This window comes from Eggerthella hominis (assembly GCF_014287365.1).
GTDB lineage: Bacteria > Actinomycetota > Coriobacteriia > Coriobacteriales > Eggerthellaceae > Eggerthella > Eggerthella guodeyinii.
Genome location: NZ_JACOOA010000010.1, coordinates 1 through 24694, shown reverse-complemented (window position 1 = coordinate 24694; position 24694 = coordinate 1). Strand labels below are relative to the sequence as shown.

Sequence of the window (24694 nt, the reverse complement as noted above, 5' to 3'; positions counted from 1 at the left end):
GACGATGTCTTATGAACCTGTATGGGGCGGCATCATCGCGTGGTACTTGTTCCTGGCCGGACTGGGCGGCGGAGCGTTCGTCGCGTCGGCGTACCTGCGATGGAAGCACCCCGAAGCCGTCAACATGCGACGAGCCGGGCACCTGATCGCCCCGGCCGTGGTCATCGCGGGCCTGCTGCTGCTCATGCTCGACGCCGAGGCCGGCCTGCACAATCCGCTGCGATTCGCCCTCCTGCTGTCCAATTTCGGATCGGTCATGAGCTGGGGCGTGGTCTTCCTGGCCGGATTCACGCTCGTCGCCTTGGCGGTGGCGCTGCTCGACATCCTGAAGAAGGCGGTGCCGAACGCGCTTGAGATCGCGGGCGTCGCGCTGGGCCTGTGCGTGGCCGTGTACACCGGCGCGCTGCTCGGCGTCGCGAACACCTTCCCGCTCTGGAACAACGCGCTGCTGCCCATCCTCTTCCTCGTGTCGGCGCTATCCACGGGCATGGCCGCAGTCATGCTGTACGGGGCCCTCGCGCGCCCTGACGAGTTCGCCCGCGTGGAGTCCCTGAAGCGAACCCACTTCGCGCTGCCGCTCATCGAGCTGCTGCTGGTGGCTTCGCTGCTGTTCATCACCGGCTTCAACTCCAGCGCGGGATCGGCCTCGGTCTCCAGCCTGCTCGTCGGAGACTACGCGCTCCCCTTCTGGATCGCCTTCCTGGCCGTCGGCCTGGTGGCGCCCGCCGCCATCGAAGCCTGGTCGATGCTCGGGGCGTCCGACGCGTTCGAGCGCAGCGCGCAAGGCCGCGTCGCGGCAGCCGGGTCGGAAATCGGCGTGCTGGTGGGAGGCTGGGTGCTGCGCTACCTCCTCATCGTCGCCGCGCTCCCCCTCGTGCTCGTCAGCTAAAGCACGCGAGGCGGCCCCGCCGTATCGGCGGGGCCGCCTCATCAGGGGAGCCGGATCGCATGCGAGGGAGGGAGGGATTCGCATGCGGCATCGGCTTCCGGGTATGCTTTACGCGGCGCTCCAAGCGTCGAGGGCGTTCGCCTCTTGACCGGCCACCATGCCGCTCGCGAAGCACTCGTTCACGTTGCCGCCGCCCCAGTAGTAGTGGTAGAACACCGAGCCGAACTCGCCCGCCGAGTACAGGCGGCCGATGGGCTCGTCGTTCCAGTCGAGCGCCTGCCACTTGTCGTTGCGCGCCGGGCCGCCGTTCGTGTTGAGATACGAGATGCAGCACTGCACCGCGTAATACGGCGGGTTGTTCAGCGGGTTGACCGGCGTGACGTCGCCCTTGCTCGAGACGGCGGGAGCACGGCCGAACGCGCTGTCGGTGCCCCCGTCGGCAACGTCGGCGTTGAACTTCTCCACCGTCGCCGTGAACGTGGCCAGATCAGCGTCGTCGTAGCCCATGAGCTTGCCCAGCTCCTCGATGCTGTCGGCCTTCAGCACCACGCCGTCCTCGACTTCCTTCACGTTGTCGTCGGACCACTGGTACACGTTGTGGACGGCGGCCCATCCCTCGTTGCGCTCGGCGTTCGACCACGCGAACAGGGTTCCCTTCGTGCGGCGCGTCTCGTCGAACACCATCCACCAGGGATAGTTGGGCGTTTCGGCCGTGTCCTTGTTCTCCTCGAAGCACGGGTACGGGTAGCGCTTGTCGTGCGCCGGCCACTTCCCGTCCTCGGCCATGAAGCGCTCGCCGTGCTGGCTGACGTAAATCATCGACGTGGTGTCGCCGCCGTTGTAGCACGCGATGGCCTGGTTGTACTTCTCCGACAGCTCGAGGCACGCGGGCGAGCCGTACTCGACGGCGGCCATATGGCGCAGCTTCGCCCCGATGCCCGCCACCATGCGGATGCCGTCGCCCGTGTTGTAGGGGCTGCCGATGGGGTACTGCTTGTAATGCGTCAGCACGAAGTCCTCGATCATCTGGGGGTTGCCTTCGTAGCCGCCGCACGCCATGATGACGGCCTTCTTCGCCTTGCAGTACTTCGCCTGGCCGCCCTCGTCGTACTGCACGCCCAGCACTTCGCGCGCATCGGCGTCGTACACCAGCTCGGTCACCGGCGATTCGTAGCGAATGGAAATCGAATCGGCGTAGCGGTCCTTGATGACGTCGGCGCACAGCTGGTGCAGGTACGCGCCGCCGCCCGTCTGGCCCTTACCTTCGATAGTCAGGTTGACGGCGTTCGCGTCGGGGTACTCCTTGCCCCACAGCTTGCGCACGGCGTCGGCACCCGACTTCACCACCACTTCGCTTTCCACGATGTTGTCGCTGAACCACTGCGGCATGTCGGTGGACGCCTTCGCCACCGCCTCGCATTCGGCGTCGGTCACGCCGCCGTCGGTGATGGCCTTCCAGGCCTCGGCCGCGCCGTCGCCCGAGCAGATGTTGAGAAACCCGCAGCACACCGCGCTGTTGCCGCCCGCATGCTCCTCGGGCGCCTTCTCGAAGATGACCACCTGCGACCCTGCCGCCGCGGCGCTGATGGCGGCCGCCTGGCCGGCGAATCCGTACCCCATCACCACGACGTCCGTCTCCGCGTCCCACGCCTCGGGCTCGACGGCCCGCTTGCCCGCCGCGGCGGAAGCGCTTCCCGCCTCCGAGCACCCGGCCATGCCCATGACCGCGGCGCCCGCTGCCGCAACGGCGGCTCCCTTGAGAAAATCGCGGCGTCCCAGCGTATGCTCGTTGTTCTTCCCCATGGTAGTTCCCCTTCCTTCTATTCGTGGCACGTTCGACATTCGAACACGTCCTCGTGATGACAGCTCAGGCAGAGCTCTTTCTGATCGGTCTCGGCCTCGTGCACGCTATGGCAGCTCGTGCAGGTGATGGCGGCGTGGTCGCCCGTTCGGTCCATCGCGTGCGGGTTGACCGTCGTGCCGTCGGCATCGGTGAGAACCGTCACGTCCACGCTCTTCGCAGCCAGCTCGTCCCAGCTTCCATGGCAGGCGAGGCATGCTTCCTCGCTTACCGCATGCTCCTTGCTCAGCTTCGTCGGCATGGATGCGTCGGCCGAAGCGTTCGCATGCGCGCCCGCAAGGCTCTCCGCCGCCCCATGGCAGCTTTCGCACGAATCCGCCTCGTGCTTGCTCGCCAGGCAGGCCGTGTCGGACTCCGTCTGCGCTTCGTGCGCATGGCACGACGAGCACGCTATGTCCGCCGACCACGCCACCGTGATCGCCGCGTCTGCGCCTTCGCCGGACGAAGCGTCCGCCTGCTGCTGTTTCGGCGCGCATGCGCTCAACAGCCCCGCGATGGCGAAGGTCGTCGCCGCCACGGCCACCGCCGTCGCCATCGCGGCGCGTCGGCTCCGCGCTTGCACGGTTCCGCGATTCATCCCCATTGGTCCCTCCTCTCGTTACGCGTCGCATTCCTTGCTCCGGCCGCCTCCTGCGGCCTACGACGACTATGCCCGCGATGCCGCATGCGTTCTAGCTACGAACCGTGTCCTCTTTTCCCCGCCGATGGGCACGAAGGGGAGCAGGTTGGTTTTTCCCTAGGCACGAAAGGTGTTGTTTTGCCCGAACGGGCCGAGCGGGCGGCAGAACGCTCCTATAATCGAGGGGAGGGATTCGCGGATCGCGCAGAGGGGCGCATCCGACGCGTTGCGTAAGGGGAACGATCATGGCTGAACCGTCGATGCTCGAACGGTCGCAGAGCCGATCCCGGATGTCGCTGCTCGCGGCGGCGTTTCCGTGCTTCGGGCTGTGGACCATGCACACGTGGATACTGTGGCTCAACTCGAACAAGCCGTACCCGTCGGGGAGCGGCGACTCATGGTTCTCCCTGTACCTGGCCCAGTCCGTGTTCCTCATCGTGATGGCCGTCGCGTTTCGTCGGGCCGAGAAGCCGAACCGCACGCGCATGCAAGCCTCGGACGTCGTGCTCACCGCCATCGGCTGCGCCACCACGGCCCTCTACGCCGTCGGGTCGAGCGCGGTGGCGTTCCCTCCGCTCCTGAGCGGAGCCGTCGTGGCCCTCGGCGGCGTTTGCCTGGGATGGGGCTACCTGCGGTGGGGCGTGTTCTACAGCGGTTTGGCCCTGCGCAACGCGCTCGGCTGCATTTTCGCCGCCTGCATCCTGGGAGCGGTTGCGAAGTCGATCATCACGGCGCTGCCCGCCGAAGCCGGCACCGCGGCCGCATGCTGCTTGCCGCTGCTGTCGACGATGTTTTTGTCCCGCTCGTTCAAGCGGCAGCAGCCTCTTCCCACCACCGACATCCGCTACACCGCGGAAACGTTCGGATCGCTCTGGAAGGTGTTCGCCTGCGTGGCCGCCTACGCGTTCGTCTACACCTTCATCGGCGGGCTGCCCAGCATGTACGACAACCCGCTGCCCAACGCATCGCTGCTGGGCCACGTCATCGAAGTGGCCGTGTCGCTGCTCATCCTCTGGTGGGTGGTCGTCAAACGTCGCTCGGTCAGCTTCGCGCAGCTGTGGCGCGGCATCATGCTGCTCATCGGCGCCATGCTCGTGCTCAGCGTGTTCGAGCCCACGGCCGGGTTGCAAGCCATGTGCTCCACGAGCATATCCTACCTGGTGGTGGTGTTCCTCTGGCTGCTGCTCTCGGACATCGCCCACCACAGCAACCTGCACCCCTACGTCGTGTTCGGCCTGGGATGGCTCGCGTACACGCTGCCGAACTACCTGGGGAGGCTGCTGGGCTCGAGCGGCCTCGTCGCGCCGGCCATGAGCCCCACGCTCGCCCTCGTGCTGCTGTTCGCCATCATGATCGCGCTCAGCCTGCTGCTGGACTATCGCGACCCCACCATGCAGCGCATCTTCTCCGACCTCGACGAGTCGAGCCCGGCGCCGCACGACTTCGCCCTCATCGACGAGCGCTGCGCGGCCATCGGGAAGCAGCACGACCTCACCGTCCGGGAGATCGAAGTCATGCAGCTGCTGTGCAAGGGGCGCAGCAAGGCCTACATCGCCGAAACGCTGTTCATCGCCGAGAACACGGTGCGCGGCCACGCGCGGCGCCTGTACGCCAAGCTCGACGTGCACAGCAAGAAGGAGCTGCAGGAACTCATCGACGTCTGACGCCGATGCGCGCTCGCCTTTCGCCTTTCGCGCGGTTTCCGGGTTCTGGTAGAATCAACCGTACGTTCAACCAGGAATCGGAGGAACCGTGGCACAGCATGCCGCACATGCGCGTCCGACGCACCGCCGCGCCATCGTCGCAGGCGCGGCCGTCGTCGCCGTCGTCGCGATCGGCGCGGGCGCAGCGACGGCGTGGTCGAGCGCGCCCGCGCCGGCCTCCTGCGGTGGGCTCGCACCCGCATTCGCAACCGCCCTGCAGGCCGGCATCGACGACGTGCGAAGCGCCTGTGCCGTCGAGCGCGCGCGAACGTCCCCTTCTCCGTCGCTTCCGCAGGCCGATGCCCCGTCCACGACGCGCGCGTCCTACGCCCCCGCGCTCGCCGACCTCGCGGCGCTTCCCGGGCAGGCGGACCCGTTCGCCTTCTGCCTCGACCCCGACAGAGCCGACGCCGCCCCGTCCCTCTCGGAGACGTCCGCCGCCCGCTTCAAGGAAGCGCGCGACGCGTTCGCCGCCCGCGGCTGGGACGCCGGGTACCTGCTGGTCGACCTCGAGACGGGATGCGGCCTCGCGGGCAACCTCGATGAGACCGCCTACGGCGCCAGCACGTTCAAAGCCCCGTACGCGCTCTACCTCTGCGAAACCCAGCTCGACACGGAGCTGGCCGCCCCCGACACGCCGTGCTTCGAGGCCCCGGCGACGGCCTTCATGGACCCGACCGGCACGTACCTGTACGACGGCCTGGCCTCCTACCCGCTGGGGACGCTCATCGCCGACAGCGTCACCCAGTCCGACAACGACTCCTACCGCATCCTGCGCGCGTCCTACGATGCGGCCGGGTTTTCCGCATGGATCGCCGACCGGGGGCTGCCGGCCAACCTGACCGACGACTGGTTCCCCACGTACAGCACGCGCACGTCGGGCATGCTCTGGCTTCTCATGGCGCAGTACCTCGACGGCGACGCTGCGTCGGCGTCGTGGCTGTCCGAGCTGCTCGGGCAATCGGAGACGTCGTTTCTGCGCAACGCCCTTCCCCCGGAAGCGACCGTGCGCGGGAAAGCCGGGTGGTACGCGGACGACGACCCGGCTTTCTGCGGCGTATGCGATGCGGGCATCGTGAGCGCGGGCGGGCGCGACTACCTCGTGTGCGCCATGAGCACCGCGCCGTTTTCGGCGGACGGCCAGGAGCTGCTCGAGAACCTGCTGGCCGCCGCCTTCGACGCCCGCGACGATCTTGGGTGATGCGCGCCGGCCTAGCGCTCGTCGGAGCGCCGCCCGCGACCCCAATCGGGACCGCGATCGCCTCGGCGCTGAGGCCCGCGCCGCCCGCCGTCGATCATCGAGCGGAACACCTCCATAGCCTCGTCATGGTCGAGACCGCCCCTGTCGCGCCCGTCGGGGCCGCCGAAACCGGGCCATCCGCCGCGACCGCGCCCGTCGGGGCCGCCCGCGCCCAAGCCGTCGAAGAAACGCTCCCGCTCGCGGCGCCGGCTCTCGAACTCGTTGCCGTCGTCGGTGTCTCCCAGCGTGGACTCGAGTTCGGCGACCATGCGCCCCAGGTAGTCCTGCAGGTTCGCCTTCTCCTCGTCGGTGAGGCAGTCGAAGAACGCGAACTCCACCGTGGGCCTCTCGCCCAGCTTCTCCGCCTCAGCGCGGCCCTCGTCGGTGATGCGCACGATCACCTTGCGCCGATCCTCTTCGGAGGGTTCGCGCACCACGAGGCCCTTCTTCTCCAGCTTCGAGAGCAGCTCGCCCAGCGACTGCTGGCGCATGTCCATGAGGACGGTGAGGTCCTTCTGGCTGATCTCGGGCTTGAGCTTCAGCAGCGTGAGCACCTTGCCCTGGCCGCGGCTGACGTCGCGGATGGCGGCATCGTCCCGGCCGGCGTTCATCAGGTAGCGGGACGTGAGCCATTGCAGCCGGCTCAGCAGCCCCCACAGTCGCATGTCTTCGGAATCGCCCATCGAAGAACCGTCTCCCTCTTCAAATCCGTCGAAACCAAACAGGTCGTTTTCATTCCATGCATTCATTATAAAGGTTCCTTTTTACACTTCGAGCGCCGGCGCGATCAGAATCGCCTCGGTCGTCTCGATTTCCTTGTCGGCACGGCCTGCGCCGCGCACCTTCTTCACGAGGTAGGGCACGAAGGCCAACGCCACGATGAGCGCCAGCGCCTCGCTCACCACCCCGGCCAGCATCAGCCCGGCGAACGCGAACAGCGCGTTGCCCGCCACGTACAGCGCGATGGTGATCACGCCACGCGCCACCGACACCACCGAGGCGGGAACGCCCCGGCCAAGCGCCTGCAGCATGCCCAAGATCAGCTCGGACGCGCTTGAGACGAACACGCCCGCCACGAGCGCGATCAGCGCGAACATCCCCACTTCGATCACGGCCGGATCGCTTGAGAACACGCCCACCAGCGGACGGCCGAACACGAGCAGCGCGGCGCCGGCAGCGGCCAGCAGCACGGCCAGGATGAGCGCCACCGTCTTCACGAGCTCCTTGATGCGCGTTCGGTTGCCAGCGGCGTACGCGTACCCGATGAGCGGCACGACGCCCACCGTGGCCGCAACCGTGAACAGCCCCGCGAACATCGAGACGCGGAACGCGATGCCGATGCCCGCCACCGTCGCAGCCGAGTATCCGGCGGCCAGCACGTCGAGCACCCACGCCGACACGGTCATGAGCAGCGTCATGGCGAACGCGGAGAACCCGACGCTCAGGATCTCCTTGAGCACGGGAGCGGTGAACAGGGCGTCTTTGGGCGAGATGCTCTGGGTGCCGCCGCGCTTGACGTACACCACGAGGTACGTTGCGCTGACCAGCCATGAGGCCACCGTGGCGAGCGCAGCGCCCGCCACGCCCCACCCGAAGGCGAATATGAACAGCGGGTCGAGCACCAAGTTCGCCACCGCCGAGATGATGGTGCCGATCATCGACGCCTTCGCGGCGCCCTCGGCGCGCACGTCCTGATCGAGCACGAAGCTCAGCACCGCCAACGGCGCGCCAGCGGCCAGGATGCCCAGGTACGTCATCGTCGGCGCGAGCGTGTCGCCCGTCGCGCCCAGCAGGTTCGCCAGCGGCTCGAGGAACGCGAGGCTCAGCACTGCGGCGATCACGCCGAAGACGAGGGCGAGCGCGTGGTTCGTCGCCGATACGCGCTTGGCCTCCCCTGCTTTACCCGCTCCCAGCAAACGCGCGATGAACGTGCTGCCGCCCGTACCCAGCAAATCGCCCACCGCCATGAGGCCCGTGGTGAACGGCAGCGCGAGCGCAACCGCGGCGAGCGCCGCCGTGTCGCCCAGCTGGCCGACGAAGAACGCGTCGACGAGCGAGGCCAGCGTCATCACGCCCATCGCGGCCAGCAACGGCACGCACATGTGCGCGATGGCGCTCACGGGCGCCGCTTCGCGCAAGTAGTAATCGTTATCATGTTTCATGCAAAGCTCCTGTCGAGAGATCTTTGACCTGAGAACCCTGCGCTGGATTCTCAGGTCGATGCAGTTTCTAAGGTACCTGTCGATTGGCATCATACAGGTACCTTCACATCAATGCAAGACCTATTTCACAGGTGCCTTTATTTTTTCACGGACGCCGCTTCGCATCGATGGAGCGCGACGGTCGCCTGCCCCCGAACAAAAAACGACCCGCCGTTCGGCAGGTCGTTTCGATGCGTTCCAGATTGGCCGAAGCCGCTCCCCTACAGCGTGCGCAGGTTGACTTCCTTGAGCTGGCGGCCCGTCACGGCGCTCGGGGCGCCCGTCATCGGGTCGCTCGCGGAGCTCGTCTTCGGGAAGGCGATGACGTCGCGGATGGACGCCTTGCCGCCCAGCAGCATGACCAGGCGGTCGAGGCCCAGCGCGATGCCGCCGTGCGGCGGCGCGCCCAGCTCGAGCGCGTGGATGAGGTGGCCGAACTTCTCCTCGATCTCCTCATCGCTCAGGCCGCACGTGCGCAGCACGGCGCGCTGCTCGTCGGCGTTGTGGATACGGATGGTGCCGCCGCCCACTTCGAAGCCGTCCATCACGAGGTCGTAGCTGTAGCTGCCGCACGCCAGCGGGTCGCTCTCGATCTTGTCCACGTCCTCGTCCAACACGTGGGTGAACGGATGGTGCTCGGCGGCGTACTTCTTCTCGTCCTCGTCGTACTTGAACATGGGGAAGTTCACCACCCACAGCAGCTGATGGCCCTCGCGCGGCACGTTCAGCGCCTCGGCCATGTGCAGGCGCAGCGCGCTCAGCACGGCGCTCGCCACCTCGTAGGTGTCGGCGGCGAACAGCAGCAGGTCGCCCGGCTCCACGTCCATGGCCTCCTTGAGCGCGGCGAACTCCTCATCGCTGAAGAACTTGATGATGGGGCTCTTCTCCTTGCCGTCGGTCGTGAACGCGATCCAGGCCATGCCCTTTGCGCCGTTCTCGGCCGCGATGTCGGCCAGCTTCTCCACGTCGCCGCGGCTCCAGTCGCCCGCGCCCTTCGCGTTGATGGCCTTCACCACGCCGCCGGACTGCGCCACGCTCGAGAACACCTTGAAGCCCGTGTCCTTCACGATGTCGGTGATGTCCTTCAGCTCCATGCCGAAGCGCGTGTCGGGACGGTCGTTGCCGAAGCGGTCCATGGACTCGCGGTACTGCATGCGCTGCAGCGGGAACGCGTGGTCGACGCCCACGGCCTGCAGCGTCTCGGCCATGACGTCCTCCATGAGGTTCATCACGTCCTCGCCCTGCACGAAGCCCATCTCGATGTCCACCTGCGTGAACTCGGGCTGACGGTCGGCGCGCAGGTCCTCGTCGCGGAAGCACCGGGCGATCTGGTAGTAGCGCTCGACGCCTCCCACCATGAGCATCTGCTTGAACTGCTGCGGGCTCTGCGGCAGCGCGTAGAAGCGGCCCGGGTTCGGACGGCTCGGCACGATGTAGTCGCGCGCGCCCTCGGGCGTGGAGTTCGCCAGGATGGGCGTCTCCACCTCGAGGAAACCGCGCTCGTTCAGCGCGCCGCGCATGGCCTGGGCCACCTTGTGGCGCAGGTGCAGGGCCTCGAACATCTCGGGACGGCGGATGTCGAGGTAGCGCCACTTCATGCGCGTAATCTCGTCCGTCTCGATGCCGTCTTCGATGGAGAACGGCGGGGTGACGCTCGTGTTCAGGACCTCGACGGACTTCGCCAGCACCTCGATCTCACCCGTGGCCATGTTCGGGTTGACGGCTTCCGCACCGCGATCGCGCACCGTGCCCGCGATCTTCAGCACGTACTCGCGACCCAGGTGCTCGGCCTTCGCGAAGTCGTCGGCGCTCACGCAGTCGGGGTCGACGACCACCTGCGTGTAGCCCGCGCGATCGCGCAGGTCGATGAAGATGAGGCCGCCGTGGTCGCGGTTGTGCCACGCCCAGCCCGTCAGCACGACCTCGCGGCCGACGTCGCCCTTGCGCAGCTCGCCGCACGTGGCGGTGTGCATGCAGTATTCGTTCATGAAGTCCGTCATAACGTTGGTTCCTTGCTCCTCAGCACTGCTATCTGCATCTGCCGTCCGTCCAGGACGCGGCAGACGTTACTCAAACCTAGTCATTGTACTGCATCGCGTGTGCAAAGTGCGTGCGATGCACGCATCCGAGCAGCTACCTTCATGCAAAATGCGCGCGAACGCCCCGCTAGAACTCCGTATCCGTCAGCACGCAGTTCACCCCGTTGTCCAGGCACAGCTGCTGCAGCGTGCGATCGAGCGTGAACAGCGTAGCCGCATTGCGTCGCGCGAGCACGAGATACAGCAAATCGTATGACGAATGCCGCAAACGAAGAGACTCCGACAGCGCTTCTTCCCACAAGTCCGTATCGGGAACGAACTCGTCCACGAGCGACAAGCACATGCGCCCCATTTCTTGAGCTTCCCTGTCGTTCGAGTAGCCTCCACGCACTCGCTTTTCCAACACGTGCGTAATCTCCGCGCAAAAAAACGCAGGGGAGACAACGCCCTCGCCCTTGAGCAGCAACGCCTCTAGGCCCCTTCCGTCAGGAGTCTCGGTCACGATATTGATGGCGGCATTGCAGTCGAGAACGATCACGTCACACCTCCTCGTCATACGGCAAGCCGAGGACATCGCTCATCTGGCGATCGCGCTCTCGACGACCTTCGTGCACGAACTCGACGATCTCGTCCGCAGTCTGCTTCGGCCCGCTCCACTCGAATCGCCGAATCTCCGCGAACAGCGCCTTGCGCTTCTCGATGCGGGCGGCTCGCTCGGTCTCGGTGTCGAAATCGAGGTAGCGCGGGCGGCGTTCCAGGCGATGCAGCTCCCGGCCGTCCCAATAGTGCTGCGCGTCGGCCGCCTCGAGCATCTGCTCGACCGCCACGATGGTCTGCTGCGCCACGCTGCGATGCTGGCTCGCGGCGTACGCTTTCAGCTGCTCGTACAGCTCGTCGGGGAAATCTCGTACCTGCAAAGCGGGCATAGCGACTCCTTTCATGTCCTGCGTTTTACATGCAGTATACATGAAACAGCGTCGAAACGCCACCGCTCACGCCCCGACGCCCCGCTCACCCCTCGTCGATCAGCTGCAGCAGCTCCTCGCGCGACGAGACCTCGAGCTTGCGGTAGATGCTCTTCACGTGCGTGCGCACGGTGCTCTCGGAAATGACCAGCGTGCTCGCCACGAACACGATGCCGTGGCCGCGCCCCAGGTACGCCAGCACCTCCGTCTCCCGGGGCGACAGGCCGCGATCACCCGCGATCCGCTCGCATCGTTGCTGCAGCTGCGTCGGCGCACCCTCGCCCGCCCGACCCAGCACGACATCGCCGCCGTCGCGCCCCTCGCGCCGCCACGCCATCAGCAGTGGCGCGGCCACGAGCACCGCGAAGTAGATCGTGCTCACCACCAGCAGGATGGGCCCGCCCTGCTGATCCTCGAACGGAGGCAGTGCCCCGCACATGATGCCCCCGAGCGACGCCAGCGCGAAGCCCGACACGGTCAGCCCGTAGATGAGCGTCGGCGGGAACTCGCGCGCATGGGCCATCGCGCACAGGCTGGCCAGCGCCAGGATGCCCACCACGCCGTAGAACACGTACGAGAACGTCGCCGCGAGCCACTGGAACACCGTGCCCACCGGGAAGCTGTTCAGCACCACGAGCACGAGCGCGAACAGCGGCAGCAGCACCTGGTAGATCAGCGACAGCAGCGGCCGCTCCGTCTTCACCAGGCACAGCGGCAGCACCACGAGCGCCGCCACGATGCCGCCGAGCGCCTCGACGTAGAACAGGTCGAACACGAGGAACTTGCGCACGCCCATGACGAACGCGAACACGAGCAGCCCCGCGAACGGCATCGCCAGCACCGACGCCATGCCGCGCACGCCGCGCAACAGCCCTTCGCGACCGCCGATCGCCCCCGCAGCCTCGGTGGCGAAGCGCTCGAGCTCGCGATCCTCGCCGCCCGCCCCGCCGGCCACGCGCGCGAGCGACCCGCGCGCCGCCTTCCAGCACGGCAGTACGCATCCCAGCACCAGCAGCAGGCCGTACGCCACGAGCCCCACGCGGATCTCCACCGCCGACAGCAACAGCTCCGCCAGCGACGCCACGCCGATCATCAGCGAGAACGACAGCAGCGCCTGGCGCAGGTCGAGCACGGACAAGTACGTCCCCCACGCCACGCACAGCGGCACCACGCCCAGCGAGACCGCGATACCGGCCGCCATGGCAAGCCCCTCGGAGCCGAGCCCCTCGACGCCGAGCGTGAGCGCGAACAGGCCGAATCCCGCGAGATAGCACACCGTGCTCGCCAGCACGACGGGAAACCGCACGAACGTCGCAACGCCTCGACGCGTCGAGACGAGGGCCACGCCCAGCCCTGCCGCCACCGCGCTCACCATCATCGTGTTCACGAACGGCGGCATGAACGCCTCCGACCCGCTCAGCAGATCGTGGAACATCACGAGGTTCGGAGAATAGAGCGGCAGCGTGGCGAAAAACGCGACGAACAGCAGCGATTCCAGCTTGAAGTCCTGCGAAAAACGCACTCGAGCCCTCCCTTCGCTCTGTCGTGCGATGCCTTCGTTCGCTCAAGTATAGCGCAAGCACCCGCCTCAGCCGTCCCCAACAGCGAACCTCCTACCTGCGGGTTTGCACATATACCCCATTTCCGCGAGGGGCCGCGAGACGGAATCCCCCAACGCCGCGATTACGCCCGTCGCCCGCAGCGCCTAGCATGCTCGACATCCACCCGGCACGAACCCGGCCGGGCGGAACGAACCAAGAACCAAAGAGAACCGCACAAGGAGCAAGGGAGGAACCACCATGAAGAGCACCACCGGACTATCGCGCCGCGCATTCTTGGGCCTCGGCGCCACCGCCGCCGTCGCCGCCGGAGCGGGGCTTGCCGGCTGCGCACCGCAGGCAAGCAGCGCCGGAGCCGAAGAAGGCTCCGCGAACGCCTCCGCCGCAAACGCGTCGAGCTGGAAGACGCCGCCGGCCGAGATCACCGACTTCGCGAAGGAGTACGACTGCGACGTCGTCGTCTGCGGCCACGGCTTCGCGGGCATCACCGCCTGCCGCGAGCTGGCCGAAGAGGGCAAGAAGGTCATCCTCGTCGAGAAGCAGCCCGAGGACACCTTCGCCGCCGTGGGCAACGAGGCCGGCACGCTCAACGCGAGCATCCTCAAAGAGCGCGGCGTGCCCGAGATCGACCCGGTCGAGTTCTTCCAGAACTGGATGACCATCACGGGGAACTACCCGAACCAGGAGCTCGTCATGAAGTACGCGCAGAACTCCGGCGCGAACATGGACTGGTACCTCTCGGACCTCACCGACGACGACCTCGCCACCATGACCACCGCCTTCTTCCCGCCCACCGAGCACCAGATGGACCACCTGGGCCCCATCAAGTTCTGGCCCAGCGTGTGCAGCTTCTACGGCGACTGCAACCAGACGAAGATCCACGAGTACAACCGCGCCGCCGCGAAGGCCGCCGGAGCCGAGTTCCTGTTCGGCACCGAGGCCCAGTACGTCATCATGGACGACGGCAAGGTGGCCGGCCTCGTGGCCACCAACAGCGACGGCAACCTGAAGTTCACCTGCAAGGCCGTGGTCATCGCGTGCGGCGGCTTCGGCGGCAACCCCGAGATGATGGCCGACCTCATCCCCGACATGGCCGGCGCGCTCGTGGGCGACGAGCAGCTCTCCTCGATGTCGGCGAACGACGGCCGCGGCGTGCAGATGGCCCACTGGGCCGGCGCGCACCTGGAAACCTGCCCCATCCCCGGCATGAACATGAAGGGCCTCTCGGTGCCGGGCAAGATGAACTGCCTGCCCCAGGCCGTGTGGATCGACGAGAACGGCAAGCGCTTCTGCAACGAGTACTACCCCACGTCCGAGCAGCGCGGCCTCTCCACCATCTACAAGACGCGCAAGGCGAAGTACGCCGTATGCGACGCGAACTTCCCCACGTACCGCCAGTACACCATCCCGCAGCATGCCGGCTTCACGGCCACGGACGAGAACATCGCCTCGCTGCAGGAGTCGCTCGACAAGGCGTACGCCATCTTCAAGGGCACCTACGAGGAGCCCGCGAAGGCCGAGGACGACAAGGGCGGCATGGGACCGGTGACCACCATCGAGTTCATCGCCGACGACACGCTCGAGGGCCTCGCGAAGCAGATGGGGCTCGAAGGCGACGCCGTCACCGCCTTCGTCGAGACCATCGAGAACTACAACAGCTACTGCGCCGCCGGCGCCGATCAGGAGTTCGGCCGCGACGAAGCCGTGCTGTTCCCCGTCGACACGGCGCCCTACTACGCCTGCACGTTCGAGCCCGAGCTGGGCGAGACGATGGTCACCTGCGGCGGCATCATCACCGACGGCGACCAGAACGCCCTCGATGAGAACTTCGAACCCATCCCCGGCCTGTACGTGTCGGGCAACGACTGCGGCCGTCGCTTCGGCTACGAGTACATCACGCCCATCCCCGGCGTCAGCCTGGGCCTCGCCATCACGCTCGGCCGCGAATGCGGCAAAGCCGTGGGCGCGTTCCTCGGCTAACCCGCCATCCCTCCCGGAACGCCCCGAGTCCCCCTCGGGGCGTTCCGGCGATGTCCCTGCGCCCGCGTCGCCGCACCCCCTCCCCGGCGACGCGGGCGCGTCTCACATCATGCCCGAGCCGAACAGCACGAGGTCGAGCAGCTCCTGCTTGGAGTGGATGTTGAGCTTCTCGTACACGTGCTTGATGTGGGTGCGCGTCGTGTTGTGCGAGATCAGCAGCTCCTCGGCGATGTACTTCGCGCTGCGCCCCATCGCGATGAGCCCCAAGATCTCCACCTCCCGCGGCGTCAGCCCGTTCTCCAGCGCCAGCTTCTGGCAGTACGCCAGCAGCTCCGAGGGCAACTCCTCGCTCCCCGCCCCGCCGCGATCCTCGCCCGCCTCGGCAAGCTCCCGCTTCGGCTCCTCGTCCTTCGCCTCCTCGGCGCGCTTCGGCTTCCGCTTCGGCATCGAGCGGGCAAGCTGCCGCCCCACGCTGAAGAAGTACAGCGCCGTCAGCCCGCCCGCCGCCGCCATCGCGTACGACGAAAGGCCGAGCGTCGACACGCGCGCGATCAGCTGGCCGATGCACATCGCCTCGAACATGAGCCCCACCGCCAGCCCGCGAATGGCGTACACCGATTCGCGGATGTCATAGGCGAAGATGGCGATGAGCAGCACCCACATGTTGCTCTCCCACAGCGCGTCCGGCGCGTTCGCGGGGATGGCGGCGCCTCCCATCACGAGGCCGATGGAGAACAGCGGGATATAGCACACGCAGAACGTGAGCACGGCGGATCCGCGCGGCGTCAGCGTCGAGCGATGCTGAGCGAACCGGCTCATGAGCCAGCAGCAGAACACCATGAGGATCACCGCGAGCACCTCGAACAGCACCATGTAGTTGAGTCCCGACGACAGCACGTCGTTCTCGCGGCCCGACAGGTACACGCACGCGGCGCACCCAATGGCGAACGCGGCGGCCACCACCACGAGCACCTGCAACGCACGCGCGCCCTCGCCCAATCCCATCGTCTCGCCCTCGTCCGTCGGCTGGCTGGCGCGGATGATGCACGCGATGGTCACCAGCGGCAACGCCAGCAGAAAGCCTTGGCTGATGGTTTCGGAGAACGAGCTGACGCACCGGAAGGCAAAGTAGCACACGACGGCCACCGCCAACGCAGGGTCGAGGTAGAACGAATCTCCCTCGGGCCGCGATGCATGGATCGTCGACGTCCAGATGACGATGATCCACCCGCACGCCAACCCCAGCAACGCCCCCGCCACGTAGAACAGCAGCACGCCCACCACCGGCAGCATCGACACAAGCGCGAGCGTCGCTCCCAGCGCCGCCGCCACGCTGACCGCCGGAACGCCCAACGCCGATTCCGCGAACCGCCGCACCTTCAGCAGCGGCCGGGCCAGCAAGTGGGCCAGGATGGTCGACGCGATAACCACGAGAAAGAACGTCGACAGCTCGTCGGCGGTGCGATCGACCCCGATGAAGTACAGCGCCCGAATGACCATATGCGACGTGAAGAAATACAGCACCCCGATACCCACGTCGAGTATCGTCGGGCGCACGAAGAGCACCGGGCTCCCCTCGTCAGCGGCAATCCCTTTATCCATGACTCCCCTTCCATGGGCGCGATCCCGTGGCCCCAGTATAGAGGATGGGGCCAGGAAGAAATAACGCATTTCGAGTGATACCGCAGCCCTTGGGCGCAGACCAGCCCAATGCCACACTTTGAGTGACGCGCGCCGACGCCCCTGCGCCTAAGCTGTCCCCATCGAACCACCGATCAAGGAGGGAACCATGGGAACAGCAAGATCAATGGACCGTCGAAGCTTCCTCAAAGGCGCCACAGTGGCCGGGGTGGCCGGAGCGGCCGCTGCAGCCGGCACGTTCGGCCTGGCCGGGTGCGCGCCGCAGGATAAGGAAAGCGTTGCCGCCGCGTCGGGCGACCTCGTCCTCGATGCCGAGAAGTTCCAGAGCGCGAAATGGAACTTCGAGATCCCGCCCGAGCCCGTGGACGAGAGCAAGATCACGAACACCGTGGAGTGCGAGATCCTCGTCATCGGCGCCGGCGTGGGCGGCCTCGTCACCGCCGCGTCCGCCGTCGAGGAAGGCGCCGACGTCGTGCTCATCGCCTCGAGCGACGGCCCTGTGTCGCGCGGCGGCTCCAACGCGGCCTTCAACACGCGCCTGACCCACGAGCTGGGCCTCGACTTCACCCGCGAGCAAATCGAGCCCATCTTCCAGGAGATATTCGCGTCGAACAGCTTCCGCCTCGACCAGGAGAAGTGGTGGCTCGTCTACGACGAGTCGGGCAACGCCATGAACTGGCTCATGGACAAGATGGAACCCTACGGCATCTCCACCGTCATCGAGAACAACCAGCGCGACGGCGGCACCGACTGGTGGGACGGCGGTCCGCTCAAAACGCTCAACGTGTCGCACTCCTTTGTCGCCGAGGGCGCCCAGGCCGCCGGCGCGTCGCAGCAGATCGTCGTCGAGGCCCTGGCCGAGGAGATCCAGAAAGGCGGCGGCCAGATCTTCTACAGCACCACCGCCGTGCAGCTCGACCGCGAAGGCGACAACACCGGACGCGTCACCGGCTGCGTCGCGAAGCACAACAGCGAGTACACGCGTTACACGGCAACGAAGGGCGTCGTGCTGGCCACGGGCGATTTCTCGCAGGACAAAGACATGGTGGCGAAGTACTGCCCCATGGCGCTGCCCTTCGGCTACGGCGGCGTCTACGACGGCAGCGGCCTCAAGCTGGCGCTGTGGATCGGCGCATCCTGGCAGAAGTACACGCCGAACGCCCCCATGCTGGCCACGATGGGCGACGAGGTGCTCCCGTGCCGCTGGTGGGCGGAAGGTGCGCTCACCACGTTCCCCGGCCTGCTCGTGAACAAGAAGGGCGTGCGCTACTCCAACGAGAACTGCACGTACGGCTACATGCCCTACCCGCAGCGCGTGCAGCCCGACGGATGCGCGTTCCTCATCTGGGACGAGAACTGGGTGCGCGACTCCGCCCCCTGGCAGAGCGACCGCGTGGGCGGTGAGGCGCGCGACACGCAAGAGGTCTACGACGCCATCGCCGCGCTGTTCGATCCGAACACCGATTGGACCACCACCGACGAGTACGCCGGCTTCGACGCCACCATGGCCGAGAACGCCGTCAAGGCCGACACGCTCGAGGAGCTGGCCGACGGTCTGGGCCTCCCCCGCGAGGAGTTCCTCGCTCAGGTGGAGCGGTACAACTCGTACTGCGAGACGGGCCTCGACGACGAGTTCCACAAGGACAAGCGCTTCCTGCTGCCGGTGAAGCAGCCGCCGTTCTACGGCATCAAGAACGAGCCCTACACGCTGTGCATCACGGGAGGTCTCAACACCGACATCCAGATGCACGTGTGCGATTCGAACAACGATCCCATCCCCGGCCTGTACGGCGTGGGCACGGTCGTGGGCGACATGTACGGCGACGTGTACGACTACAAGGTGCCCGGCATCAACCTGGGCGGCGCCTGCACCACGTTCGGCTACCTGCTCGGCAAGAACCTGAGCGACGGAACCTGGTAGGACCTTCCCTCCCCCTACGACGAAGGCGGCCCCTTGGCCGCCTTCGTCGGTTTCCGCCGCATTGCGCACGCGGCGCGGTTACTTCACGGCGACCCAGCTTGCGTACTCCGCCATCTGCGCCGTCATGGCATCTTTGTCGTCCTGAGGAATCGAACCCCAGCCGTCGAACGGCTGCGTCAGCCCCTTGACCACCGCGACGTAGTTGCCGGGCATCACCGTTGACGAGCCCGCTTTCTCGCACATGAAGTGCCCTTGCGGGCCCCATGCGTCGGTGTACATCGTCACGCCGAACACCTCATCCGTCTCGGTGTTCCTGACCGTGGTGGTGTAGCCTACGCCCAGCTCGGTGTCGGTACCTTTGCTCTGCTCGTCGATGGTGTAGGCGTCATCGTAGTCGTACGCGAGCACGCCGCGCCACGATTCGGGCACCACCACCGTGTAGTACGGCGTGTCAATGGTGCGCTCGACAAGCGACCGGTCCTCCTCCGTCGGCTGCTCCACTGCCGGCTGCTCAACCGTCGGCTGCTCAACCGGCGCTTCCGCGTCCTCGCCGGCATCCGTCGCCGGCTCGCCCGTCGCACAGCCGGCAAGGCCCAGCGCCGCGACGAGCGCGACCGACAGTACGGCCGCCCTCGCGCCGCGCATCATCGGCATCCTCATTCAGCGTCCAGCTTACCCAACGCCGCCTCGAACGCATCCGCGCCGCCGAACGCCTCGCCGCCGAAATGCGCCAGCAACGTCTTCACCGCAGCGATGTCCGCCGTGCGCTCCTCGTGCGTCCGCATGTTGCGCACCTTCACCTGCCCGGCGGCCAGCTCGTCGGGACCCAACACCGCCACGATGGAAACCCCCAGCTTGTCGGCCAGCTTGAACTGGCTCTTCAAGCTGCGGTGTTGGTGGTCCATCTCGCAGATCAGGCCGGCGTCGCGAGATGCCTGCATGAGCGAGAACGCCTCGCCGCGCACCGAGTCGTCGACGCACGCCACGAAGAAATCGCAGCGATGCGCCGTCGGGAACTCGTAGCCCGTCGCCTGCAGCGCCAGCGCGCAGCGCTCGTAGCCCAACGCGAAGCCGAAGCCGGGCGTGGGACGGCCGCCCACTTCCTCCACCAGCTTGTCGTAGCGACCGCCGCCGCCGATGGCGTTCTGGCTGCCCATGCCCTCGGTCACCTGCACCTCGAACACCGTGCGCGTGTAGTAGTCCAAACCGCGCACGAGCTTCGGGTCCTCCTCGAACGCCAGATCGGCGCCCGCGAGGTACCCCTTCACCGTCTCGTAGTGCTCGCGGCAGTCATCGCACAGATGATCGGTGATCTTCGGCGCATCGGCCATCACCGCGGCGCATCCGGGGTTCTTGCAGTCGAACGCACGCAGGGGGTTGATCTCGGCACGGCGCTTGCACTCGTCGCACAGCTCGTCGGCGTGCGCGTCCATGTACGCCTTCACCGCATCGCGGTAGGCGGGGCGGCATTGCTCGCACCCCATCGAGTTCACCAGCAGCCGCGTGGATTCCACGGGGATGCCGATGGTCGCGAAGAAGCGCATGAGCATGATGATGCCCTCGGCGTCCACGCTGGGATCCTCAGCACCCAGGCACTCGATGCCCACCTGGTTGAACTGACGCTGGCGGCCCTTCTGAGGACGCTCGGCACGAAACATCGGACCGGCGTACATGAGCTTCGCAGGAGCCGCACCCTGCGGCACGAGGTCGTGCTGCGCGACCGCGCGCACCACGCCGGCCGTGCCTTCGGGGCGCAGCGACAGGCGGCTCTTCCCCTTGATGGTTCCGCCGGCCACCAGCTTGTTGAGGTTCTCGCCCGAGATGGCCGTGAACATCTCCTTCGACACGACGTCGGTCGCCTCGCCAATACCGCGCACGAACAGCTCCGTCTGCTCGAAGATGGGCGTCTCGATGGTCACGTATCCGTAGCGGCCGAACAAATCGGCTGCCGTCGCCTTGAAATACGCCCAGAATTTCGCCTCGTCGGGCAGGAGGTCTTTCGTTCCTTCGGGAGCTTGCAAAGCCATGGCGTATCCTTCGTCTCGCGCGTTCTGAATCGGTCTATTGTAGCGCAAACTGCAACGCGACCGCCATCACTCGCCCAACGAACGGAGCACGTTCACGAGCGCGTCGTCCGGACGGTAACGCAGACGCAGCGCCAACAGGTTGCGGGCCACGGGGAACAGACCGGCATCGACGGCCGCCGCCGCGTCCGAGCCCAGCGTGTCAAGCACCTCGGCGGTCGGCGCCACCGGCACCGCATGCTCCGCCAACGCCTCGTCGACGATCTCCTTCCCCGGCAGCACGACACCCGTCTCCTCGACGAGCTCCTGCAGCTCAGCCGTGGCCTGCAACGCCATCGACGACGAGGTCATGAGCGATTTGAGGTAGCACGCCGCGCCCGCCTGAGGTCGCCCCGCCTTCCACAGCACGTACGCCAGCTGGTAGTAGGCCATGGCGATGTCGTTCGGCTGCACGGCGATCAGCAGCCCTTCCTGCAGCACCTCGGCCGCATTCTCCATGTCGCCCACCAGCATGTACGCGCGCCCGAGCTGCCGGTACCCGGCAGCCGTCGCCGGCCCTATCTCGATGGCCCGCTGCCCGAACCGCAGCGCCTCCTCGGTACGCTCGAACGAGTGCTCCAGAAGCTGCGTGATCTCCAGATGGCACAGGTAGTAGGAATCGGGAACCAGCTCAACGCGCTTGTCCACGTCCGCGGACGCACGCGCCGGAGCGCCCGCGCCGCGCCGCGCGCGGTTGTACAGCACGCGCGACGCATACGAATCGAACGCGCGGTACACGGTGGTCGCACCGTCCACGAACCCATCGAGCGCCGCCGCCTCGCCCACGGCGTCGATGAGCACCTGCACCGCCGCTTCCGGATCGTTGGTCGCCAGCGTGCGCGCACGGCCCAGCGCCACCAGGCAGCGATCGTCCCCGAGGAAGCGTCCCACCACGGCGTTCTGGTCGCCCATGTCGATCTCGCCCTCGGCGAGCGCCGCCATGAGCCGCGTGCAAGCGGCAACCGCCCGATCATCGTCTTTCGCCGCCGCCTCCTCTTGCGCCGCGCGCACGATGCGGATGGCATCCGTCGCGCTCGAAGCGCGCACGATGCGGTCGGCCAGCTCCTCGGCCATGCGCCGCCGCGCGGCATCGAACGTGATGCGCACGTCCCTGCAGCGATCGGCGCCCAGCGCGACCCGCGCGGCCTCCGCCAGCTCGCCGTCCACGACCTCCGGCATGCGCCGCCGCAGTTCGAAGGACTCCAGCCCCTCCACGAACGAGAACGCTTCCGCTTCTTCAACGTCGAAGCGCGCATCGCTCGCCAGGTACGGCGGCATTGGATCGCCCGCGCGCGCCTCTTCGAAACGGCCGAACGCCTCGTAGGTTTCCCTGTTGAACGTCGCCTGCACGAACGCTCGCTCGCGCGATTCCTGCGGGAACTCGCCCGCATTCTCGCTCGACGAAGCAGCCGCCACGCCCGCCTGCGGACGCGCTGCAACGTCGACGCGACGCATCGCCGACGAGGCGTCGAACGCCGCGGCAGCCAACACCAGTCCCAGATGCAGCGCGTAGCGATGCGCTTGAGCATCGCGCTCCTCGTCCGTCGCCCGCTCCCAGCCGGCTCCTTCTCGCCACAAGTGCACAGGCATGAGCGACGCGCCCGGCACGGTCAGTTCGACCGCCGCCGCGCCCGCCGCCGCATCGCAGCGTATCGCCGCATCGATGCGCACCGGAAGACGCAGACGCTCCAGCGTCGCGCCCAATGCGCAGCGCACGTCCCATTCGCCCGCGCTCGCATCCGTCGCCCCGGGTGCATCCGCGAGGTCGCCCGCACCAGGATGCTGCGCGGCCACCGTCTCCAACAAGTAGGCGTCCCAGCGGGCGCAGTCCGCCTCGGTTGCCAGCGAGGCGCGATCGCCGAACGCCTCGCCCACCAGAAGGAACCGGTTGAGCGCCGCTTCAAGCGCCCAAACCGTCTCGACGGGGAGGGGGGCATCCTCGTCCTCGACGCCCAGGTAGTACGTGTTGGCGTAGCGAGCCGTGCGCACCAAACGCAGCGCCTCGTCCTTCACCCCCGCTAGCTCGTCCAACCCCGCGTCCGCCAACCAGCGCGCCAAGCAGCTGACGAGCGCCGGGGGACGGCACACCGGATCGTTCTCCGCGCAACGCGCATCGGCCACGATCGACCGCATCGCCGTGAGGGGCTTGTCGCCGCGCAGCCGCTCGTGCACGCCCTCCAAACCGCGCTCGGGCACCTCCGACGCGCCGAGCGAAGGCCGATGCACGAACGCCAAGTAGGCCCGCGCCATCGCATCGTCGTACGAAAGGTTCGCGCCATAGGGCCCGAAATCGTACCAGGAATCGAACAGGGCGTAGCGCCCGCGCGCGCACCGGTACTGCGCCACCTCGCGCTGCGACCCGTCGCCTCCGCGCACGTACACGCACCCCAGCTCCTCGCCCGCCGTCGTTTGGCTCGGCAGCTTCGCGAACGACAGGTCGGGAACGCGCGCAGGCGGCACGGCAGACGGCTCCCGGAGGGAGAATGCGCGTCCGAACGGATCGACGTACGCCAAGATGACGAGGTCGTTCTTCTCGATGAATTCGACGACGTACGAACCGCCCGCAGCCGGCATCGGCAACCCTTTGGCCACCCAGCCGTATGCGCCGGCAAGCCCCTCCTGCTTCCCGGAAATCGGGGGCACCGCGCCTTCCAGCACGCAGCGCTTCACCCCCAGCAGCAACTCCGCCGCGCCGAGACGATACCTGCCTTGTTCATCGAGTTGCTGCACCGCTTCATCCTTCCGTCGTCTCCTTGCAGCATAGCATGACCGCATGATCGAACAAAGAAAAACACTCCCGGGCCAGGCCACGGGAGTGCTCGCTAACCACCTGCGATCCGGCGATCAGTGATGATGGTTGCATGCGTTGTCGGCGCTCATCACCGGCACGCTGCCAGCGGCCACCAACTTCGCCGCATCGCCCACGATCGGCGTCTGGTTCTCGAAATACACCGTGATGCCCGCCTGGTTGAAGCCCATGAGCGGGCGCATGCCCATACCCGCCGCCACGATGGCATCCACCCCGGCATCGGCCAGCAGCCCGACCGGGCGCAGGCAGCCGCCCTCTTCGTGCGGAGGGTTCGCCACCGTGCTCGTGCCCGCGATCTCGCCGTCCGTGATCTCCACCACGGTGAAGCAGTCGCAGTGGCCGAAGTGTCCGGCACGCTGGGAGTCGAGGCCCGCTTCGCCCATCGTCGGCACCGCCAGTTTCATCGTTTCGCTCATCTCGTCCTTCTTTCGCTCGTGTCCGTTTTCTCTGCCTACGCATCTAAGCGTTGTTCCGCTCCAGCTCAGCCAAGCCGCCTTCGAGCAGATCGACCAGCAGGTCATCGAGGTGACGGCGTGCCCGAAGCGCGTCGAGCCACTGTTCGGCCAGTTCAACACCTTGCTGAGTCAATTCGTACTCGCGACGGCGCGGCCCCGATTCCTCGTCGCACCAGCGGGAGACCACCGCGCCTTCGTCCTCGAGGCGCCGCAACGACCGGTACAATCCGCCCACGTCGACGTCCACCTCGCCGTCCGTTCGGTCGAGGATGGTCTTGCGCATGTCGTAACCGTACCCGCCCGCGTACAGCAGCGCCGCCAGCGCAGCCGGCTCCACCAACGCCCCGCCACCGCCGCCGCGGCGTCGACAGCACGGTTGGCGTGCCTCGCCCTCGCCGCCGCAATCGCCCCGCGGCATAGGCCTCACGTCCCTTCGCAATCGCCTACCTCTATATGCTAACAACATCTATACTCCTCTAGCATGTATGTTGTCAACATATATCAGACAAGAATCGTGCCGAAGGTGGAACCGCATCGGTCGGTCGCCGCCCGCGCCCTCCGGGCGCGGCGCGCCCCCTGAGGGGCCCGGGGCAAAGGAAAAGGGCCCCCGATCCGGCCAGGATCGGGGGCCCCTCGGGCCTCTCGGCGGAAACGGAAACGCCCTGGGCGAGCGCGACGTCCTGTCCTCCCACGGGCTGACCCCGCAGTACTTTCGGCGATGGCAGGCTTAACTGCCGGGTTCGGAATGG

At 67.0% G+C, this 24694-nt stretch carries 19 protein-coding genes; 5 read left to right on the top strand and 14 right to left on the bottom strand.

All coding sequences use genetic code 11. The features are described from left to right. The first annotated feature begins 4 nt into the window (after nucleotides 1–4). Nucleotides 5–889, top strand: coding sequence for an NrfD/PsrC family molybdoenzyme membrane anchor subunit (gene nrfD / locus H8S61_RS16045; RefSeq protein WP_186939693.1), 885 nt, complete (start codon nucleotides 5–7; stop codon nucleotides 887–889). Nucleotides 890–997: 108 nt separating this feature from the next. On the opposite strand, the gene H8S61_RS16040 is transcribed toward nrfD, so the two are convergent. Together H8S61_RS16040 and H8S61_RS16035 are read right to left on the bottom strand one after the other, a co-directional pair. Next, complete coding sequence (locus tag H8S61_RS16040) at nucleotides 998–2692, bottom strand: FAD-binding protein (RefSeq protein ID WP_186939692.1); 1695 nt, start codon at nucleotides 2690–2692, stop codon at nucleotides 998–1000. A 17-nt stretch (nucleotides 2693–2709) separates the two neighbouring features. Then, nucleotides 2710–3333 (bottom strand): cytochrome c3 family protein, encoded by a 624-nt coding sequence (locus H8S61_RS16035; RefSeq protein WP_222617759.1) that lies wholly within the window; start codon nucleotides 3331–3333, stop codon nucleotides 2710–2712. Nucleotides 3334–3614: 281 nt separating this feature from the next. Between H8S61_RS16035 and H8S61_RS16030 the strand changes: the two genes are divergently transcribed. Further along, nucleotides 3615–5033: a helix-turn-helix transcriptional regulator gene (locus H8S61_RS16030; RefSeq protein WP_160943463.1), complete on the top strand. Its 1419-nt coding sequence runs from the start codon at nucleotides 3615–3617 to the stop codon at nucleotides 5031–5033. Between the two features lie 88 nt (nucleotides 5034–5121). Beyond that, nucleotides 5122–6273, top strand: coding sequence for a serine hydrolase (locus tag H8S61_RS17805; protein ID WP_186939691.1), 1152 nt, complete (start codon nucleotides 5122–5124; stop codon nucleotides 6271–6273). 11 nt (nucleotides 6274–6284) lie between these two features. Here the strand turns inward: H8S61_RS17805 and H8S61_RS17290 are convergent, their stop codons facing one another. From H8S61_RS17290 to H8S61_RS17800, 6 genes are all read right to left on the bottom strand, one after another. Continuing rightward, nucleotides 6285–6995: a MarR family winged helix-turn-helix transcriptional regulator gene (locus H8S61_RS17290; RefSeq protein WP_222617758.1), complete on the bottom strand. Its 711-nt coding sequence runs from the start codon at nucleotides 6993–6995 to the stop codon at nucleotides 6285–6287. A gap of 81 nt (nucleotides 6996–7076) precedes the next feature. Continuing rightward, on the bottom strand, nucleotides 7077–8474 hold the full coding sequence (locus H8S61_RS16015) for an MATE family efflux transporter (RefSeq protein WP_186939690.1): 1398 nt from the start codon (nucleotides 8472–8474) through the stop codon (nucleotides 7077–7079). Nucleotides 8475–8734: 260 nt separating this feature from the next. Continuing rightward, nucleotides 8735–10513 (bottom strand): aspartate--tRNA ligase, encoded by a 1779-nt coding sequence (gene aspS, locus H8S61_RS16010; protein WP_160943466.1) that lies wholly within the window; start codon nucleotides 10511–10513, stop codon nucleotides 8735–8737. 166 nt (nucleotides 10514–10679) lie between these two features. Then, nucleotides 10680–11090: a type II toxin-antitoxin system VapC family toxin gene (locus H8S61_RS16005; protein WP_366458616.1), complete on the bottom strand. Its 411-nt coding sequence runs from the start codon at nucleotides 11088–11090 to the stop codon at nucleotides 10680–10682. 1 nt (nucleotide 11091) lies between these two features. Further along, complete coding sequence (locus H8S61_RS16000) at nucleotides 11092–11478, bottom strand: ribbon-helix-helix domain-containing protein (protein WP_186939688.1); 387 nt, start codon at nucleotides 11476–11478, stop codon at nucleotides 11092–11094. An 85-nt stretch (nucleotides 11479–11563) separates the two neighbouring features. Next, nucleotides 11564–13039: a response regulator transcription factor gene (locus H8S61_RS17800; protein WP_160943469.1), complete on the bottom strand. Its 1476-nt coding sequence runs from the start codon at nucleotides 13037–13039 to the stop codon at nucleotides 11564–11566. Between the two features lie 277 nt (nucleotides 13040–13316). On the opposite strand from H8S61_RS17800, the gene H8S61_RS15990 reads away from it, so the two are divergent. Continuing rightward, nucleotides 13317–15056 carry an FAD-dependent oxidoreductase gene (locus H8S61_RS15990; RefSeq protein WP_160943470.1) on the top strand — a complete coding sequence of 580 codons (1740 nt, stop codon included), beginning with the start codon at nucleotides 13317–13319 and terminating at the stop codon, nucleotides 15054–15056. 102 nt (nucleotides 15057–15158) lie between these two features. Here the strand turns inward: H8S61_RS15990 and H8S61_RS15985 are convergent, their stop codons facing one another. Then, nucleotides 15159–16658: a helix-turn-helix transcriptional regulator gene (locus tag H8S61_RS15985; protein WP_186939687.1), complete on the bottom strand. Its 1500-nt coding sequence runs from the start codon at nucleotides 16656–16658 to the stop codon at nucleotides 15159–15161. Between the two features lie 187 nt (nucleotides 16659–16845). Here H8S61_RS15985 and H8S61_RS15980 point away from each other — a divergent pair, with 187 nt between their 5' ends. Then, nucleotides 16846–18618, top strand: a complete 1773-nt coding sequence (locus tag H8S61_RS15980; RefSeq protein ID WP_186939686.1) for an FAD-dependent oxidoreductase — start codon at nucleotides 16846–16848, stop codon at nucleotides 18616–18618. A 78-nt stretch (nucleotides 18619–18696) separates the two neighbouring features. On the opposite strand, the gene H8S61_RS15975 is transcribed toward H8S61_RS15980, so the two are convergent. The 5 genes from H8S61_RS15975 to H8S61_RS15955 all read right to left on the bottom strand — a co-directional run bounded on the left by H8S61_RS15975 (nucleotide 18697) and on the right by H8S61_RS15955 (nucleotide 24363). Beyond that, nucleotides 18697–19266 (bottom strand): hypothetical protein, encoded by a 570-nt coding sequence (locus H8S61_RS15975; RefSeq protein WP_186939685.1) that lies wholly within the window; start codon nucleotides 19264–19266, stop codon nucleotides 18697–18699. Nucleotides 19267–19274: 8 nt separating this feature from the next. Then, the gene (gene hisS, locus H8S61_RS15970) at nucleotides 19275–20645 is read right to left on the bottom strand and encodes a histidine--tRNA ligase (RefSeq protein ID WP_186939684.1); all 1371 of its coding nucleotides are present in this window, start codon (nucleotides 20643–20645) and stop codon (nucleotides 19275–19277) included. Nucleotides 20646–20711: 66 nt separating this feature from the next. Then, nucleotides 20712–23411 carry a hypothetical protein gene (locus tag H8S61_RS15965; RefSeq protein WP_186939683.1) on the bottom strand — a complete coding sequence of 900 codons (2700 nt, stop codon included), beginning with the start codon at nucleotides 23409–23411 and terminating at the stop codon, nucleotides 20712–20714. Between the two features lie 114 nt (nucleotides 23412–23525). After that, a complete protein-coding gene (locus tag H8S61_RS15960) occupies nucleotides 23526–23906 on the bottom strand; it encodes a NifB/NifX family molybdenum-iron cluster-binding protein (RefSeq protein WP_186939682.1) in 381 nt (126 codons plus the stop codon). Between the two features lie 43 nt (nucleotides 23907–23949). Continuing rightward, nucleotides 23950–24363 carry a PadR family transcriptional regulator gene (locus H8S61_RS15955; RefSeq protein ID WP_186939681.1) on the bottom strand — a complete coding sequence of 138 codons (414 nt, stop codon included), beginning with the start codon at nucleotides 24361–24363 and terminating at the stop codon, nucleotides 23950–23952. Nucleotides 24364–24694 lie beyond the last annotated feature (331 nt).